This window comes from Kitasatospora sp. NPDC029312, assembly GCF_055569215.1.
In genome coordinates this window covers 9,634-25,090 of sequence record NZ_JBVHXY010000071.1, presented here as the reverse complement: position 1 = coordinate 25,090, position 15,457 = coordinate 9,634, and the positions used below count along the sequence as shown (strand labels likewise).

General features: G+C 73.6%; 17 protein-coding genes. 8 read left to right on the top strand and 9 right to left on the bottom strand.

The window, feature by feature from the left end; genetic code table 11:
- Positions 1-268 precede the first annotated feature (268 nt).
- Positions 269-634 carry a PRC-barrel domain-containing protein gene (locus ACZ4WV_RS34425; protein ID WP_465752882.1) on the bottom strand — a complete coding sequence of 122 codons (366 nt, stop codon included), beginning with the start codon at positions 632-634 and terminating at the stop codon, positions 269-271.
- Positions 635-892: 258 nt separating this feature from the next.
- On the opposite strand from ACZ4WV_RS34425, the gene ACZ4WV_RS34420 reads away from it, so the two are divergent.
- Positions 893-1,315, top strand: a complete 423-nt coding sequence (locus ACZ4WV_RS34420) for an ATP-binding protein (RefSeq protein WP_465752880.1) — start codon at positions 893-895, stop codon at positions 1,313-1,315.
- 44 nt (positions 1,316-1,359) lie between these two features.
- The gene (locus ACZ4WV_RS34415; protein ID WP_465752878.1) at positions 1,360-2,229 is read left to right on the top strand and encodes a class II glutamine amidotransferase; all 870 of its coding nucleotides are present in this window, start codon (positions 1,360-1,362) and stop codon (positions 2,227-2,229) included.
- A 69-nt stretch (positions 2,230-2,298) separates the two neighbouring features.
- Here ACZ4WV_RS34415 and ACZ4WV_RS34410 read toward each other — a convergent pair whose 3' ends face one another.
- The 4 genes from ACZ4WV_RS34410 to ACZ4WV_RS34395 all read right to left on the bottom strand — a co-directional run bounded on the left by ACZ4WV_RS34410 (position 2,299) and on the right by ACZ4WV_RS34395 (position 6,347).
- Positions 2,299-3,219, bottom strand: coding sequence for an NADP-dependent oxidoreductase (locus tag ACZ4WV_RS34410; RefSeq protein WP_465752876.1), 921 nt, complete (start codon positions 3,217-3,219; stop codon positions 2,299-2,301).
- Between the two features lie 279 nt (positions 3,220-3,498).
- A complete protein-coding gene (locus ACZ4WV_RS34405; RefSeq protein ID WP_465752874.1) occupies positions 3,499-3,990 on the bottom strand; it encodes a universal stress protein in 492 nt (163 codons plus the stop codon).
- A 22-nt stretch (positions 3,991-4,012) separates the two neighbouring features.
- Complete coding sequence (locus ACZ4WV_RS34400) at positions 4,013-5,269, bottom strand: SLC13 family permease (protein ID WP_465752886.1); 1,257 nt, start codon at positions 5,267-5,269, stop codon at positions 4,013-4,015.
- A 121-nt stretch (positions 5,270-5,390) separates the two neighbouring features.
- Positions 5,391-6,347, bottom strand: coding sequence for a phosphotransferase family protein (locus tag ACZ4WV_RS34395; protein ID WP_465752872.1), 957 nt, complete (start codon positions 6,345-6,347; stop codon positions 5,391-5,393).
- Between the two features lie 241 nt (positions 6,348-6,588).
- Between ACZ4WV_RS34395 and ACZ4WV_RS34390 the strand changes: the two genes are divergently transcribed.
- Positions 6,589-7,596, top strand: coding sequence for a zinc-dependent alcohol dehydrogenase family protein (locus tag ACZ4WV_RS34390; RefSeq protein WP_465752870.1), 1,008 nt, complete (start codon positions 6,589-6,591; stop codon positions 7,594-7,596).
- A gap of 7 nt (positions 7,597-7,603) precedes the next feature.
- Here the strand turns inward: ACZ4WV_RS34390 and ACZ4WV_RS34385 are convergent, their stop codons facing one another.
- Both ACZ4WV_RS34385 and ACZ4WV_RS34380 read right to left on the bottom strand, forming a co-directional pair.
- On the bottom strand, positions 7,604-7,930 hold the full coding sequence (locus ACZ4WV_RS34385; protein WP_465752868.1) for an ArsR/SmtB family transcription factor: 327 nt from the start codon (positions 7,928-7,930) through the stop codon (positions 7,604-7,606).
- Between the two features lie 225 nt (positions 7,931-8,155).
- Entirely contained in the window at positions 8,156-8,752 is a 597-nt protein-coding gene (locus ACZ4WV_RS34380) for a hypothetical protein (protein ID WP_465752866.1), read from the bottom strand.
- Positions 8,753-9,036: 284 nt separating this feature from the next.
- On the opposite strand from ACZ4WV_RS34380, the gene ACZ4WV_RS34375 reads away from it, so the two are divergent.
- Genes ACZ4WV_RS34375 through ACZ4WV_RS34365 form a run of 3 tightly spaced genes read left to right on the top strand, consistent with a single transcriptional unit; the run spans position 9,037 to position 11,136 of the window.
- Positions 9,037-9,435: a MarR family winged helix-turn-helix transcriptional regulator gene (locus ACZ4WV_RS34375; protein ID WP_465752884.1), complete on the top strand. Its 399-nt coding sequence runs from the start codon at positions 9,037-9,039 to the stop codon at positions 9,433-9,435.
- Positions 9,435-10,283 carry an ATP-binding cassette domain-containing protein gene (locus ACZ4WV_RS34370; RefSeq protein WP_465752864.1) on the top strand — a complete coding sequence of 283 codons (849 nt, stop codon included), beginning with the start codon at positions 9,435-9,437 and terminating at the stop codon, positions 10,281-10,283. Before ACZ4WV_RS34375 ends, ACZ4WV_RS34370 begins: the two co-directional genes overlap by 1 nt.
- Positions 10,243-11,136 (top strand): ABC transporter permease, encoded by an 894-nt coding sequence (locus ACZ4WV_RS34365; RefSeq protein ID WP_465752862.1) that lies wholly within the window; start codon positions 10,243-10,245, stop codon positions 11,134-11,136. The genes ACZ4WV_RS34370 and ACZ4WV_RS34365 overlap by 41 nt, the downstream gene beginning before the upstream one ends.
- Positions 11,137-11,238: 102 nt before the next feature.
- On the opposite strand, the gene ACZ4WV_RS34360 is transcribed toward ACZ4WV_RS34365, so the two are convergent.
- Positions 11,239-12,729, bottom strand: a complete 1,491-nt coding sequence (locus ACZ4WV_RS34360) for an FAD-binding protein (protein WP_465752860.1) — start codon at positions 12,727-12,729, stop codon at positions 11,239-11,241.
- Between the two features lie 120 nt (positions 12,730-12,849).
- The gene (locus ACZ4WV_RS34355) at positions 12,850-13,011 is read right to left on the bottom strand and encodes a hypothetical protein (RefSeq protein WP_465752858.1); all 162 of its coding nucleotides are present in this window, start codon (positions 13,009-13,011) and stop codon (positions 12,850-12,852) included.
- Between the two features lie 102 nt (positions 13,012-13,113).
- Between ACZ4WV_RS34355 and ACZ4WV_RS34350 the strand changes: the two genes are divergently transcribed.
- Both ACZ4WV_RS34350 and pgm read left to right on the top strand, forming a co-directional pair.
- Positions 13,114-13,413 carry a YciI family protein gene (locus ACZ4WV_RS34350; RefSeq protein ID WP_465752856.1) on the top strand — a complete coding sequence of 100 codons (300 nt, stop codon included), beginning with the start codon at positions 13,114-13,116 and terminating at the stop codon, positions 13,411-13,413.
- 261 nt (positions 13,414-13,674) lie between these two features.
- A complete protein-coding gene (gene pgm / locus ACZ4WV_RS34345) occupies positions 13,675-15,315 on the top strand; it encodes a phosphoglucomutase (alpha-D-glucose-1,6-bisphosphate-dependent) (RefSeq protein WP_465752854.1) in 1,641 nt (546 codons plus the stop codon).
- Positions 15,316-15,457 lie beyond the last annotated feature (142 nt).

The following is a 15,457-nucleotide window of genomic DNA, read 5'->3' as shown; positions in this document are numbered from 1 at the left end:
CTACGAACGCAAGGGCGAGCACTTCGCAGCCTTCGCCAGCATCGCCGTGGCCGTCATCTGCTACCGCAGACTCTCCAAATGAGATGACTCCTTAGCGGTGGGATCGACGCGGCGAGAAGCAGGAGCGATCCGAACGACCGCCGCACCCGGCCGAAGCCCCCGCGGCGAACCGCCGCGGGGGCACGGGCCGCCCGGGGACGGGCAGTGCGTCAGGCTTCCGGACGATCGCGGGCCGTACCGCCGGTGCGGCGGCGGACCCGCGTGCCGGTCAGAGGAACGGGCCGACGTAGAAGGGGCCGTAGTAGGCGGTGTACTGCTCCTGGTAGCCGGCGTCGGTGCCGTGGGTGGCAGGGTCGAACCCGGGGCCGTTCTTGATCTCGTCCTTCGTGCGGTCGACGTACACCTTCCGGTCGTGCTGGTCGACGCGGGCGACGGTGCCGGCGGGCAGCAGGACCCGGCTGCCGAAGATCCACGGGCCGGTGTCGACCACCAGGTACGAGTCGCCGACCTCCTCGGAGTGCTTGTCGATCTTGCCGATGGGGCCGTCGGTGGCCTCGACGTGGAAGCCGACCAGGTCGGTGCCCGAGACGTGGCCGGACTCGGAACGGAACTCCCAGATCCTGCTGGCGCTCATGTCTCTCCTCGCGTCACGGCGCCGCCCCTGCGGCGCGCTCCGTGGCGACCGCCTTCCCGTCCGGTCCGGTTCCATGCCCGCCCGGTTTCTGGCCTGCCCTGTTCGGTGTGCGCCCGGTTTCGTGCCCGTCCCGTTCCGGGTGCGCTCGGTTTCGTGCCGAACCCTGACCGAGCGCCAGCCGACGGAGTGTGACCTGCGCCGCATACGGCCGCCGGATGCGGGCAGACGCAGGCCGCACCCAACTGGAGGGAGGCCTGCATGTCCAGGATCCGCGGGGTGGGGTGGGCTCGGCGACTGCCGCTCGGCGCGGGGGTACGGGCCGGGCGGGCATGGGCGCGAGCGCATCTCGACGCCCTCGGCTGGAACCGGGACGCCCCGGCGGTCGCGGACGCGGTGGTGCTGGCCGTGTCCGAACTGACCACCAACGCCCACGTCCACGCCGGCAGTGACGCGGAGCTGGTGCTGACCTGGGACGGACGCTGCCTGCACCTGAGCGTCCACGACCACAGCAGTCGGCTCCCGCGCCCCCGCGCGGCGGCCCCCGACGCCACCGGCGGGCGGGGTCTGGCGCTGGTCGACGCGCTCGCCGACCATTGGCACACCCGTCTGCAGAAGGACGGCAAGACCGTCACCGCCTGCTTCCACCCACCGGACCTGCGGCCCGACCTGCCGCAGCGATGATGGGCAGAGGGGGAGCCGGTCGGCAGACGAGAGGGAGGACCCGCATGTGCCGCTTGTTCGGCCTGAGCAGTGCGCCCCGGCGCAGTCGCGCGACGTTCTGGCTGCTGAAAGCGCCCGACAGCCTGACCGAGCAGAGCCACCGTGACCCCGACGGCACCGGACTGGGCTACTTCGCCCCCGACGGGACCCCGCAGGTCCACAAGGCCCCCATCGCCGCGTTCCAGGACCGCTCCTTCGCCGAGGACGCCGCGTCGGTGGAGTCGGCGACCTTCCTGGCCCACATCCGGTTCGCCACCACCGGGGCCCTGGAGGGCGTCAACACCCACCCGTTCGAGCAGGACGGGCGGCTGTTCGCCCACAACGGGGTGATCGAGGGCCTCGAACGGCTCGACGACCACCTCGGACCGGACCGCTCCCTGGTCAGGGGCGACACCGACTCCGAGCGCTTCTTCGCCCTGATCACTCGGGAGACGGCGGCGCGCGGCGGCGACGTCACCGCCGGGATCGAGGCCGCCGCCCGCTGGGTGGCCGGGAACCTGCCGGTCTACGCCCTCAACATCGTCCTCATCACCGCCGACCAGCTGTGGGCGCTGCGCTACCCCGACACCCACGACCTGTACGTCCTCCACCGCCGGGCCGGCGGAAAGCACGGCAACCGGCACCTGGACCACGCCGGCACGGCGGGGCGCATGCGCGTCCACTCGAGCGACCTCGTCCACGCCCGGTCGACCGTGATCGCCAGCGAACGCATGGACGACAACCCGCACTGGCGGCTGATGGAGCCGGGGGAACTCCTCCACGTCGGACCCGACCAGACGGCCACCCGGCGCCTCGTCCTGCCGGACGAGCCCGCACACCCCTTGCGCCTGGCCGACCTGCGGCCGTCGGCCGCCGCCTCGCAGCGGGCGGCCTGAGCGCCGCCGAACGCGCCGCCGCCGTCGAGGTGCGGCGGCCCTGCGGCGCGAGCCGCCGCACCTCACGGCTTACGGCACGAGGACCAGCTTGCCGCGGGTGTGGCCGGTGCGGCTGGCGTCGAAGGCCTCGCCCGCCCGCTCCAGCGGGAAGGTCTGCGCGACCTCCACGGTCAGTGCGCCGCGGTCGACCGCCGCCGCCAGCTCGGCGAGCTTGGCGCCGTCCGGGCGGACCCAGATCCAGTGCCCGCCGTGCTGCCCCACGCTCGGGTCGGTGATGGAGACGTGCCGGCCACCCTCCGCGAGCACGGCCAGGGTCGTCTCCAGCTGACCGCCGACGAAGTCCGCCACGGCCGACACGCCGGCGGGCACCAGCTCACGCACCCGCTCCGCCAGGCCGTCCCCGTACGTCACCGGCTCGGCACCCAGCTCGCGGACGAAGGCGTGGTTGCGCTCCGAGGCGGTACCGATCACTCGGGCGCCGCGGTCACGCCCGAGCTGCACCGCGAGGCTGCCCACCCCGCCGGAGGCGCCGTGGACCAGCAGCACGTCGGCCGGGCCGATCTCGAGCCGGTCCAGGCAGCGCAGCGCGGTCAGACCGGCCAGCGGCAGCCCGGCCGTCTGCGCCCAGTCGAGCCCGGCGGGCTTGCGGGCCACCGAGGTCGCGGCGACCGCCACGTACTCGGCGAAGGTGCCGGCCTGCACCACGTCCTTGCGGGCGTACGCCATCACCTCGTCCCCGGGGGCGAACTCGGGCGTGTCGGGGCCCGTCCCGGTGACCACGCCGGCCACGTCCCAGCCGGGGATGACGGGGAAGACGGCGTCCATCATGCCGTCCAGGCCCCCCGTCATGATCTTCCAGTCGACCGGGTTGACGGACGCCGCCCGGACCTGGATCAACACCTGGCCGGGGCCCACCTTCGGGTCGGGTACCTCGCCGTACCGCAGTCGGGAGTTGTCCGGGACGTACGAGTCGTAGGTCACCGCGCGCATGTACGGACCTCCAGGGAGCCGCTGCCGTCGTCTCGCGCACCGCCACCGGGGCGGGCGGGCGCCGTCGGCCACGCTATTCCGTCGGCGACGCGGGGGCACCCGCGCCGACCCGTCAGTGCGATCCGCTGGCGCGCCCCACCGAGGAGTCGACGTACGGGCTGCAGTCGCACGAGCGCGCCCAGGTGTTCGGCGGCACGGCGGTACGGGCCTACCGTCTCGCCCGCTGACGCGTGGGCGGCTGCCCCGCGCACCGAACGCCACGGCTCCCGGTCGGGCGGATCACCGCTGGTGGGGCGGTGGGGGAGGGAGGGTGTCGGCGCCCGGCGCGGGTTCCGGCCAGACCAGCAGCACGGGGCAGGGCGCGTGGTCGACGACGAAGCGGGTGGCCGGCCCGAGACTGCGGGGTCCGAGGCGGGTGCGGTCGCCGTCCCGGGCGAGGACGAGCAGTTCGGCACCCTCCGCCGCCGCGACGACCTCGCGTTCCGTGTGGCCGGTGCGCTCCACCCGGGTGCAGGCCCGGCCGAGGCGGTCGGCCGCGGCGTCGAGCAGCTGCCGGGCCGACCCGGCCGCCAGGTCCTCCACCCGGGTTCCGGGGTCACGCTCGCGGTGGCCGCGCCCGAGCAGACCGGCGAACGCGCCGTGCGCGACGCCGGGCACCTCCTGACCGCTGACGTGCAGCAGGACGATCTCCGCGTCCTGCGGCGCGTGCGCGCGGGCGGCGTCGACACAGGCGGGCCAGGTGCCTTCGGCGATCCAGACGACGACGGTCACGGTGTCACCCTCTTCATGCTCGTCACGCTCCGATGATCCGCAGGGAGCCCCACAGTGCCACCACGGCCAGCACCAGGGCAGCGGGCACGACGAGCAGGCCGAGCCGGGTGAACTCGCCCAGGCCGACCTCGGTGTCGTGCTCGCGGATGATCCGCCGCCACAGCAGGGTGGCCAGCGAGCCGGCGTAGGTCAGGTTCGGGCCGATGTTCACCCCGAGCAGCACCGCCAGCACGGCTCCGGAACCGGACGGGACGGCGAGCGGGAGCAGGACGAGCGTGGCGGGCAGGTTGTTGATGACGTTCGCCAGGACGGCCGCCAGCGCCGCGATGCCGAGCAGGGCGGGCAGCGAGGTGCCGTGCGGCACGAGGTGCCCGAGCGCGGAGGCCAGCCCGTTGTCGACCACCGCCCGCACCACGACGCCGAGCGCCAGGACGAACGCCAGGAACGGCACGGCGGCCGTCCGCACGATCGCGGCCGGGGTGGTCCGCCGCTGGACGAGGGCCCGGACGGCGAGCACCAGGGCGCCGGCCAGCGCCGCCCACGCCGGGTCGATCCCGACCGCGGAGGTCAGCACGAACCCGCCGAGCGTGCCGGCGACGGTGACGAGCGCGAACAGCGGCATCTCCGGTGCCTCCGCCCCGACCGGAGCCGGAGCGCCCGCGGCCAGGTCGACGGCGAAGAACCGGCGCAGCACCAGGTACTCCACGGCGATCGCCGCCAGCCACGGCAGCACCATCAGCGCGGCGAACCGGGTGAAACTCAGCCCGCTGGCGGCGAAGGCCAGCAGGTTCGTCAGGTTCGACACCGGCAGCAGCAGCGAGGCGGTGTTCGACAGGTGCGTACAGGCGTACAGGTGCGGCTTGGGCCGGGCGCCGAGCCGGGCCGCGGTGGCGAACACCACCGGCGTGAGCAGCACCACCGTGGCATCCAGACTGAGCACCGCCGTGATCACCGACGCGACCGCGAACACCTGCACCAGCAGCCGCCGTGGACTCCCCGCCGAGGCGCGGGCCATCCACGCCCCGCAAGCGCGGAACAGGCCCTCGTCGTCGCACAGCTGCGCCAGCACCAGCACGGCCGCCAGGAACCCGACCACCGGCCCGAGCCGCTCCGCCTCGGCCGCCGCGTGGGCCGGCGAGATCGCCCCGGTGCCGACCACCAGGGCGGCCGCGGGCACCGCGACCACCGCCTCCGGCCAGCCCCACGGCCGCGCCACGGCGCAGACCAGCACCAGCACCAGCAGTCCGACGGAGAGCGCTTCCGCGAACGACGTACTCAGGGTCTTGCTCCTCGCAGGCGGCGGTCACGGCACCCCCCATCGAACCAGAGCCCGCATGCCGAGGCACCGATGGGTCGGCCACCGGCACCCGCGGGTCGGTCAGCGGGCGGTGTGCCGCAGGCTACGCGTAGCGGTCGAAGAGGGCCTGGAGGTAGTCCTCCAGGCGCTGGGTGAGGAGTGCGGGTGTCAGGTCGGTACGGCCCAGTTCGCGCCAGGGTTCGGCGACCTTCTCGGCGTCCGGGGCGTAGGCGAGGGCGTCCAGCAGCCGCCAGTACAGGTGGTCGGCGTCGTCCTCGGTGAGCCGTCCGCCGGCGTGCCGGTAGGCGTCGGCGAAGGCCATGCCCGCGGGGACGCCGTGCAGCAGGGCCAGGGCGGTGGAACAGTGGGCCACGTCCAGGTCGGCCGGGCCCCAGGAGGTCTCCACCCAGTCCACCACGCCGCTGACCGTCAACTGCGCGCCGGTGCCGGTGAACAGGACGTTGCCGGGGTGGAAGTCGCGGTGCAGGAAGCAGGAGCGGTGCGCGGGCGCCTCGCGGCGGATCACGTCCACCGCCCGCGCCCACAGGTCCGTACGGCCGGTGGCGGCCGGCGTGCGGACGCGTTCGGGCGCGGTCCAGGCCTGCCAGGCGCGCGGGCGGGTCGGTTCGGGCATCTCGATGGTGTGGATGGCCGCCAGCTGGGCCGCCAGCAGGGCGATGCGGTGCTGCACCTGTCCGTCCTCGGCGATGCGGACCGTGCCGGGCAGGTGGGTCATCACCAGTGACGGGTGGTCGCACCACTGCCCGTCCGCGTCGAGGGCCCGCAGTCTGGCGGCCGGCACCCCGGAGGACTCCAGCCGGTCCAGCATCCGGGCCTCGCGGGTCAGCAGGCCGCCGGCGTGGCGGCGGTAGAACGGCTTGACGAAGGACCGCAGTACCAGCGCGTAGGGGGCGGCGCCGCCCTCGATGTCCAGGCGCCGCATCCGTGAGGTCCACCCGCCCTTGAGCGGCGTCACCTCCGCGATCCGCTCGCCGGACGCGAGTGCGCCCTCCACCCACCGGCGCGTGCCGGCCCACCCCTGGACACCGTCCCCGATCATGCGCGCCAGCCTACGCCCCCCGCCGACCGCGCCTCCTCGGCCCTGCGGTCCCCTGCGTACCGCGGCTGACGAGCGTTCAACCTTGCTGCAACAACGGGCTGGAGATGCCGTATTCCGATCCGAATCGATGTTTGACACAAGCTCCGGTCGGCGCTTGGGTGGGTATCCGGATCACATCCGTGATCACGTCCTGACCACGTCCTGACCACGTCAATGCCGTGCAACCCAGGGGGAGTTTGTCATGCCTAGGAAGGTCGTCTTCGAGGCCGTCGGTGCTCCGGAAGTCCTGTCCGTACGGGAGGTGGAGCTGCCCGAGCCCGGCCCGGGCGAGGTGCGGATCAAGGTCGAGGCGCTGGGCCTCAACCGGGCCGAGGCCCTGTACCGTGCCGGCCAGTACCTGGAGGTGCCCGTCTTCCCGGCCACCCCCGGCTATGAGGCCGCCGGCACCGTGGACGCGGTCGGCGAGGGGGTCGCCGGCTTCCGCGTCGGTGACCCGGTCGACTCCATCCCGGCGTTCTCGCAGAACGACTACGGCGTCTACGCGACGCACGCGCTCGTGCCCGCCCGGGCCGTCGTCCACCGCCTCCCGCAGCTGACGGCCGTGCAGGGCGCCGCCGTCTGGATGCCCTACCTGACCGCCTACGGCGCCCTCGCGGAGGACGGGCACCTGCGGCCGGGCGACCACGTGCTGCTCACCGCGGCCGCCTCCAGTGTGGGGCTGGCCGCGATCCGGATCGCCCGGCGCCTGGGCGCGGTGCCGATCGCCACCACCCGCACCCCGGCCAAGCGGCAGCAACTGCTGGACGCGGGCGCCGCCGAGGTCATCGTGACCGGTGAAGAGGATCTCGTCACCCGCGTCCTGGACATCACCGGCGGTGTGGGGGTGCGCACCGTCTTCGATGCCATCGCCGGTCCGGGCGTCGTCACCCTCGCCCACGCGATCGCCCCGGGCGGGCGCTTGATCGTCTACGGCCGTCTCGATCTCACCGACACCCCCATGCCCGGCCAGGACACCTTCGCACCCATCAGCAGCCGCTTCTACACCATCCACGAGGTGAGCCGCGACGCCGAACGGCTGCGCCGCGGCCACGCGTTCATCACCGCGGGCCTCGCCGACGGCACGTTCACCCCCGTGATCGACCGGGTCTTCGAGGGGCTCGACAGCATCGCCGAGGCCCACCGCTACCTCGAGGCCGGGACTCAGGTCGGCAAGATCGTCGTCACCGTCACCGACCACAAGAAGAGCTGACGGACCATCAATTCATGAGCACTTCCCGGGCCTCCGCGTCGGCCGCCGCGACCACCGCCGCCAACAGGCCCGGGAAGCGCCGCTCCAGCTCCTGCGTGCGCAGCGCGTTCATCTTGGTCGTGCCGACGTAGTACTGGCGCAGCAGCCCGGCGGCGCGCAGCACCGCAAGGTGGTGGCTGGAGGTGGAGCGCCCCACCGGCAGGTCGAAGGACCCGCAGCTCAGGTCGCGGGGTGCGTGCGCCAGGGTGCGCACCACGGCCCGCCTGGCCGGATCGGCGAGGGCCTCCAGCACCTGCTGGACGCTCACGTCCTCCACCCCCGGGTGCTCGATCACCCGTGCCTGTACAGGTGTCCGTCCCACACCCACCACCCCCTGTTCCTCCGCAAGCCGAACCCCCGTCCGCTGTCAGCAAAAGCCGCGCACCGGGCGCGACTTCGCGCCCGACGCTACTACGCCCACGGCTCCCGACGCGCCCGACGCGCCAGCCGCACGACACGCCGCTCCCCCCCGGTGGGCACCGGAACCCGCACCGGCACCGGTGGAGTCCGCAGCCGGCGGCTACATCGCGAGGTCGACGTGGAGGTTGAACCTGACCCGGCCGATCCGGACGTAGAGGTTGCCCTGCCAGGTCCTGGTGTCATGGGTGTCGCCGACGTTGCCCTTGCCCTTGGCGGCCTTGTCCTCCGGCGCGCCGGAGCGGAAATCGGCGATGAACTGGGCGCCGGCGCCGAGGCTGGCCAGGCGGGCCCACCGGTTCCGCTGGTCGGCGTACTCGGCGGCCGTGTACCGCTCCTGGTGGTAGCCAAGATTGACGCCGCCGCCGCCGACGTACTGTGCGACGCACAGCTGGAGCAGGACGCCCTCCCGGTCGGCCGAGACGGTGTGATCGGCCTTGATCGCGGCTTTCAGCGCGCCCAGGTGCGGGGCGAGGTCGGCCTCGCGCTGGGCTCGTGCGGCGGCGTTCTGGACCTCCTGCTTGTCGGAGTCGATGGTGCGCTCGGCGGACTCCACGCCCTCCTTCGGGTCCAGGGCGATGCGAATGCTGGTCGCCCACTGCTCGTCCTCGATCCACTGTCGGTCGAAATCGATCTCCAGGCAGTAGGCGGTGAGCAGTTCCTCGGCGTGCTGCGCGTTCTTGGCCACCGTCTTGGGCAAGGCCGTCCCCCCTCGTCGTCGGTGTCGGCGTCCCCGCGCGCCGCCGGGCGAATCCCGGTGTGCGGGGACGCTAGCAGCGGCGGCCCCCGCCGTTCACGGGATCGGTGGAATCCGTGACGCATGGGAGTGCTGGGGCGTGGCGGCCGCCAGGACCAGCGGGCGCAGCCCCTCGACAGATACCTCTTACTGAGAGCTAAAATGAGCGTGTGACGACACAAGCCCCGAACACCCCCGACACCGCGCTCGCGGAGGAGTTCTCCGCGCTGCTGGTCGGCCTCCAGCGCATGCTGCGGCGCAGACTGCGCCAGGGCCTGGACCAGCCCCGGCTGCGCGGGGCGCAGGTGGAGCTGCTGCGCCTGGTGACGGACAGCCCCGGGCTGCGCGTCTCGGACGCGGCCGAGGAGCTGTGCCTGGCCGGGAACTCGGTGTCCACGCTGGTCAACCAACTGGTCGCGGAGGGCCTGCTGCGGCGCGAGGTGGACCCGGCGGACCGGCGGGCGGCGCTGCTCCACGCCACCGGCGAGGCCGAGGAACGGATCGAGGCCTGGCGCGCGCGGCGCCGGGCGCTGGTGGGCCGACTCGTGGCGGCCCTGCCCGAGGACGAGCAGGCGGCGCTGGCCGCGGCGCTACCCGCGCTGCGCTCGCTCGCGCAGGGCCTGCGCACCCTGCCGGAGGAGGAGTGATGGAGGAGACGGACGCGGTGGTGTGCCGCGGCCTGGAGTACACCTTCCGCCACGGCCGCGGCAAAGGCCACGAGACCCGGGCCGTCGACGGCGTCGACCTGACGGTGCGCACCGGCGAGGTGTTCGGTCTGCTGGGGCCCAACGGCGCCGGCAAGACCACCACGATCCGCGCGATCACCACCCTGCTGCCGGTCGGCGCCGGCATGGTGCGGGTCTTCGGCCACGACGCCACCCGCCGCCCCATGCAGGTGCGGCGGCTGCTCGGCTACGTGCCCCAGCAACTGTCCGCCGACGCCGGGCTGACCGGACGGGAGAACGTCGCCCTGTTCGCCCGGGTCTTCGACGTGCCACGCGCCGAACGCGCCGAGCGCGTCACCCAGGCCCTGGCCGCCGTGGACCTCCTCGACGCGGCCGAGCGGATGGCCGCCACCTACTCCGGCGGCATGGTGCGCCGCCTCGAACTCGCCCAGGCCCTGGTCAGCGCGCCGCGCCTGCTGGTCCTGGACGAGCCCACCATCGGTCTGGACCCGATCGCCCGCACCGGGGTGTGGGAGCGCGTGGACGCCGTGCGCCGCGCCACCGGCATGACGGTGCTGGTCACCACCCACTACATGGACGAGGCCGACCACCACTGCGACCGCGTCGCCCTGATGGACCGCGGACGCATCCGGGCCCTCGGCACCCCCGCCGAGCTCAAGGCCCGGGTACGCGAGGACGACCCGCAGCGCCACGACCCCACCCTGGACGACGTGTTCCGCCACTTCGCCGGCCGCGACCTGGCCGACGCCACGGAAGGAGACTTCGGCGATGTCCGCCGTACCCGCCGCACCGCAGGACGCGTCGGCTGAACCGCCCGCACGCGGACCCGCCCCGGGGCCGGGCCGGCAACTGGGCCCGGAGCTGGGCCTGCTGCTGGTGCCCCCGCGCGCCCGCACCGGCTGGCGCCTGGTGCCCGCCCGCATCACCGCGATGTGCGCGGTGGAACTGCAGAAGCTGCGCCATGACCGCACCGAGCTCTACACCCGGGCGATCCAGCCGGCCCTGTGGCTGCTGATCTTCGGGGAGACCTTCACTCGCCTCAAGGCCATCCCCACCGGGGGGATCCCCTACCTGGACTACCTGGCGCCCGGGATCATCGCCCAGTCCGCGATGTTCATCGCGATCTTCTACGGCATCATGATCATCTGGGAGCGGGACTCCGGCGTCCTGACCAAACTGCTGGTCACCCCCACCCCCCGCGCCGCGCTGGTGACCGGCAAGGCCTTCGCCGCCGGCGTCAAGGCGGTGCTGCAGGCGGTGGTCGTGGTGCTGATCGCCGCCGTCCTCGGCGTCGCCATGACCTGGAACCCCCTGCGCCTGCTGGGCGTGGTGGCGGCGGTGCTGCTCGGCTCGGCGTTCTTCTCCTGCCTGTCGATGGCCATCGCCGGGATCGTGCTGACCCGCGACCGCCTGATGGGCATCGGCCAGGCGATCACCATGCCGCTGTTCTTCGGCTCCAACGCCCTCTACCCCGTCGATCTGATGCCGGGCTGGCTGCAGGCCGTCAGCAAGGTCAACCCGCTCAGCTACCAGGTCGACGCGCTGCGCGGCCTGCTGATCGGAACGCCCTCGCACCTGCCGTTGGACTTCGGGGTCCTCGCGGCCGCGACGCTCGCGGGGATCGCGGCGGCCTCGGGCCTGTTGAGGCGCCTGGCCCGTTAGCGGCGGCGCGCCGCAGTGCCTACGCCACCGCGGTCTCGGCGGGGCCGCGCGCCTGCCGCGGGTGCGGGCCGCGGCGCCCGGCCCCGGCGCCGTCTGACGCTGTCAGCTGTTGTGGATGCCCTGGCCCGGCGTGAGGATGCCCGCCGGGTCGTAACGCCGCTTGGCCCGCTCCACCCGGTCCCACAGCGCCCCGTAGTGGCGCCGCCAGTCCGCTCCCGTCATCCCCGGCACGGCCCCGATCAGGTACCGCTTGCCGCCCAGCTCGACCGCCCGCTCGTACAGCCGCCGGTTGCGCTCCAGCATCCCCGCCGTGTCCGCCCCCGGCCCGGGGAAGGCCAGCAGGTCGAAGTGCCAGCCGGTCCGCGCGTCCGGCAGCACCGCCAGGGGCGCCTTCACCCGCGCCCGCGCGTACGGGTAGAACAGCAGCAGCCCGGCCCCCAAGTCCGCCGGCGTCAGCTCGCGCGCCGCCTCGCGCATGAACACCCCCGCCGTGGCGGCCGGCAGGAACAGGCTCAGCCACGGCTTCGGCAGCCCCCACAAGCCCGCCGCCCGCAGGTACCCGGCGAACGCGTCGACCCGGAACGCGTACTCGCGCCAGCTCTGCTCCACCACGGACGTCTCGTCCGCGACCGGCCGCAGCCCCGCCAGCAGCGCGTCCCGCTCGACGGGCCGGCCGGCGTCCCCGTAGGCCACCAACTCCGCCGTGTAGCGCCAGCGCTGCCCGTCCGCGCTGCGCACCACGTTGCCGACCTGCAGGTCGAAGCGCCCGTCGGCGAGCACTCGCTCCTGGTCGGCGAGGTAGGTGTCCAGGTCGTCGTAGGCGAGGGTGAACACGGTGGAACGCGCGCGCACCGGCACCAGCGCCAGCGTCGCCCGCACGATCACGCCGACCTGCCCGCCGCCGGCCAGTACCGCCTCGAACAGCTCCCGGTTGCTGGTGCGCGAGGCCGTCACCAGCTCCCCGGTGCCGGTCACCACCTCGAGCTCCTGGACGGTGTCGACCTGCATGCCGTAGTGCTGAACGGCCCCGCCGATGCCGCCCACGCTCAGCGTCCCGCCCACCGACAGGTGCAGGTAGTCCGTCAGGGCCGGCGGCACCCACCCCTGGGCCAGGCCGGCGTCCACCAGCTGGGCCCAGGTGGCGCCGGCTTCCACCACGGCCCGGCCGGGCTGGACGGAGACGATGCCGTTCAGGCCTCGGGCGTCGATCGCGATGCCGCCGCGCGGGTTGGCCTGGCCGTAGCTGGAGTGCGATTCCAGCCCGTCCTGCCCGACGACCGCCAGGTCGCCGCTCTGCCCGTTGACGGCCACCGGGATGCGGTGGCGGCGGGCGAAGGCGATCACCTTCTGCACGTCCGCCACCGAGCCGGGCCGCAGGACGGCGCGCGGAGTGGCGCTGACCAGGTGCCCGAAGTCGCCGCGGAACCGCTCCAGCCCCGCGCCCTCGAGCGTCACCCGCCCGTCCAGCGGCGGCAGGTCGGCGACCTGCGCCCCGGGCTCGGCGGCCCAGGCGCGGGCGGCGGTGTTCCAGCCGACGGCGGCGGCGCCCGCGCCCGCGATCAGGGCGCGGCGGGACAGTCCTGGCCTGCTCATGTCTGAATTTCTCCGATCATTCGTCATTTGCCGATTGTCGTACCGCAACCGGCGGGCCGGCACCTACCGGCCCGCACGCCCTTGTCCGCCGCCCCACGGCAGCGGGAGGACGCGGGCCGGCTAGTGATTGGTCTGGCCCAGGCGGCGTTCGATCTCCCGGAGGTCCGGCGCGGTGTGGTTCCACATTCCTCGCTGGTAGGCGGGGGCGTCGGCGGGGATGTGGGAGGAGGCGGTCCTGGCTTCGTCGAGCAGGGCCTGCCGGGCCCGGGGCAGGCGGGCCACTCGCGGGCCCTCGGCCGCTGCCCGCAGCACAGTCCCCGAAGGGCGGCCGTGTTGCCCGGCCCTGCCGCAGGATGCCGCCGACGGCGGGTCTAACCTGGCCGCATGTTCGTTCTGGAGTTGATGTACACCGCCCCGCTGGAGCGGATCGACGAGGCGTTGCCACGGCATGCGGAGTGGTTGCGCGGGCAGTACGAGGCAGGGATGTTCGTGGCCTCGGGACGCAAGGTGCCGCGGGAGGGCGGCGTGATCCTGGCGGCGGGGCCGGACCGGGCGGCGATGGAGGCGCTGGTCGCCACCGACCCGTTCGTGCGTGAGGGCCTGGCCGAGTACCGGGTCACGGAGTTCGTCGCCACCGTCACCGCGCCGGCGCTCGAGGGCTACCGCGAGCAGCTGCCCGCCTGATCCCTTTCTGATCCCTTCCCCACCCGCGACTGAACCCTCCTCGACCCGCCTGAGCCCCGACCGTGTGCGTCGGAGGCCCGGCCCCGCTGCCGCCTGAGCCTCGCCCAAGCGTGTCCGAGCCCCGGGCGAGGCGTGTCACGCGCCGCCCGAAGCGCGTGGCGAGGACGTGTGGTGGGGGGCGCGGTGCCGTTCTGGTTACGATCGGTGAGGGCGGGGGCAGTGGACGGGTCGCGGGTTTCGGTTTTCGCTGGGAGGAGACGGATGGCACACGCACGGGCCGGGCAGCCGGCGCAGGCTGGTGATCTGGTGGATGTGGCGCGGCTGGTGACGGCGTACTACGCGGTGCGGCCGGATCCGCAGGAGGTCGCGCAACGCGTGGCGTTCGGGACGTCGGGGCATCGGGGCTCCTCCCTGGACGCGGCGTTCAACGAGGACCACATCGCCGCGACGACGCAGGCGATCTGTGAGTACCGCGCGGAACAGGGCGTGAGCGGGCCGTTGTTCCTGGGGGCGGACACCCATGCGCTGTCGGAGCCGGCGAGGGTGACGGCGTTGGAGGTGCTGGCGGCCAACGGCGTCAACGTACTGGTGGATTCCGCCGACGGTTACACACCGACGCCGGCGGTTTCGCACGCGATCCTGGCGCACAACCGGCGCAGTCCGCAGGCGTTGGCGGACGGCATCGTCGTGACGCCCTCGCACAATCCGCCGCGCGACGGTGGCTTCAAGTACAACCCGCCCAGTGGGGGGCCGGCGGGCTCGGAGGCCACGGGGTGGATCCAGGACCGCGCCAACGAGCTGATCCGTGAAGGTCTGCGCGGAGTGAAGAGGGTCCCGTACGCCCGGGCCTCGGCCGCGGCGACCACGGGCCGTTACGACTTCCTGACGGCCTACGTGGAGGACCTCCCGTCGGTGCTGGACCTGGAGGCCGTGCGGGCGGCGGGGGTGCGCATCGGTGCGGATCCATTGGGCGGGGCGTCGGTGGCGTACTGGGCGCGGATCGCCGAATCGCACCGGCTGGACCTGACGGTGGTCAATCCGGTCACCGACCCGACGTGGCGGTTCATGACGCTGGACTGGGACGGCAAGATCCGGATGGACTGTTCCTCCCCGGCGGCGATGGCCTCCCTGATCGAGCGGCGCGAGCAGTTCGCGGTGGCGACCGGCAATGACGCGGATGCCGACCGGCACGGCATCGTGACCCCGGACGGGGGTCTGATGAACCCCAACCACTACCTGGCGGTGGCCGTCGACTACCTGTACCGCCACCGCGCCGACTGGCCGGGGGACGCGGCCGTGGGGAAGACCCTGGTGTCCTCCTCGATGCTGGACCGCGTCGCCGCCGGCCTCGGACGGCGGCTGGTGGAAGTCCCGGTCGGCTTCAAGTGGTTCGTCGACGGCCTGCTCGAGGGCTCGATCGCCTTCGGCGGCGAGGAGAGCGCCGGCGCTTCGTTCCTGCGCCGTGACGGCGGGGTCTGGACCACGGACAAGGACGGCATCCTGCTGGCCCTGCTCGCTTCCGAGATCACCGCGGTCACCGGCGTCACCCCGAGCGCCTACTACCGGGAGCTGACCGCCCGCTACGGGGAGCCCGCCTACGCCCGCGTCGACGCCCCCGCGGACCGGGAGCAGAAGGCCCGCCTGTCCCGGCTGTCGCCCGAGCAGGTCACCGCCGGGGAACTGGCCGGGGAGAAGATCACCGCGGTGCTCTCCCAGGCGCCCGGCAACGGGGCGGCCATCGGCGGCCTGAAGGTCTGCACCGACAACGCCTGGTTCGCCGCGCGGCCCTCGGGAACAGAGGACGTGTACAAGATCTACGCGGAGTCGTTCCTCGGCGAGCGGCACCTCGCGCGGGTACAGGAGGAGGCGCGCGCCCTGGTGGGCGAGGCCCTGGGCGGCTGAAGTTCCGTACGTCGTGGGGGGGGGGGGGGAGGGGGGGACCCCCCCCCCCACCAACCCCCACCGGTGGGGGGGCCCCGAGGCCAGGCTGTTTGTTGTTAGGCCCCCCATCCCCGCCAGCTTACCCCCACCGCCGCACGGGCCT

Coding starts and splice junctions, on each gene's coding strand:
- ACZ4WV_RS34420 (WP_465752880.1), top strand. CDS start 893: ATGTCCAGGATCCGCGGGGTGGGGTGGGCTCGGCGACTGCCGCTCGGC.
- ACZ4WV_RS34415 (WP_465752878.1), top strand. CDS start 1,360: ATGTGCCGCTTGTTCGGCCTGAGCAGTGCGCCCCGGCGCAGTCGCGCG.
- ACZ4WV_RS34350 (WP_465752856.1), top strand. CDS start 13,114: ATGTTCGTTCTGGAGTTGATGTACACCGCCCCGCTGGAGCGGATCGAC.
- ACZ4WV_RS34390 (WP_465752870.1), top strand. CDS start 6,589: ATGCCTAGGAAGGTCGTCTTCGAGGCCGTCGGTGCTCCGGAAGTCCTG.
- ACZ4WV_RS34425 (WP_465752882.1), bottom strand. CDS start 634: ATGAGCGCCAGCAGGATCTGGGAGTTCCGTTCCGAGTCCGGCCACGTC.
- ACZ4WV_RS34370 (WP_465752864.1), top strand. CDS start 9,435: ATGGAGGAGACGGACGCGGTGGTGTGCCGCGGCCTGGAGTACACCTTC.
- ACZ4WV_RS34395 (WP_465752872.1), bottom strand. CDS start 6,347: ATGATCGGGGACGGTGTCCAGGGGTGGGCCGGCACGCGCCGGTGGGTG.
- ACZ4WV_RS34365 (WP_465752862.1), top strand. CDS start 10,243: ATGTCCGCCGTACCCGCCGCACCGCAGGACGCGTCGGCTGAACCGCCC.
- pgm (WP_465752854.1), top strand. CDS start 13,675: ATGGCACACGCACGGGCCGGGCAGCCGGCGCAGGCTGGTGATCTGGTG.
- ACZ4WV_RS34375 (WP_465752884.1), top strand. CDS start 9,037: ATGCTGCGGCGCAGACTGCGCCAGGGCCTGGACCAGCCCCGGCTGCGC.
- ACZ4WV_RS34360 (WP_465752860.1), bottom strand. CDS start 12,729: ATGAGCAGGCCAGGACTGTCCCGCCGCGCCCTGATCGCGGGCGCGGGC.
- ACZ4WV_RS34410 (WP_465752876.1), bottom strand. CDS start 3,219: ATGCGCGCGGTGACCTACGACTCGTACGTCCCGGACAACTCCCGACTG.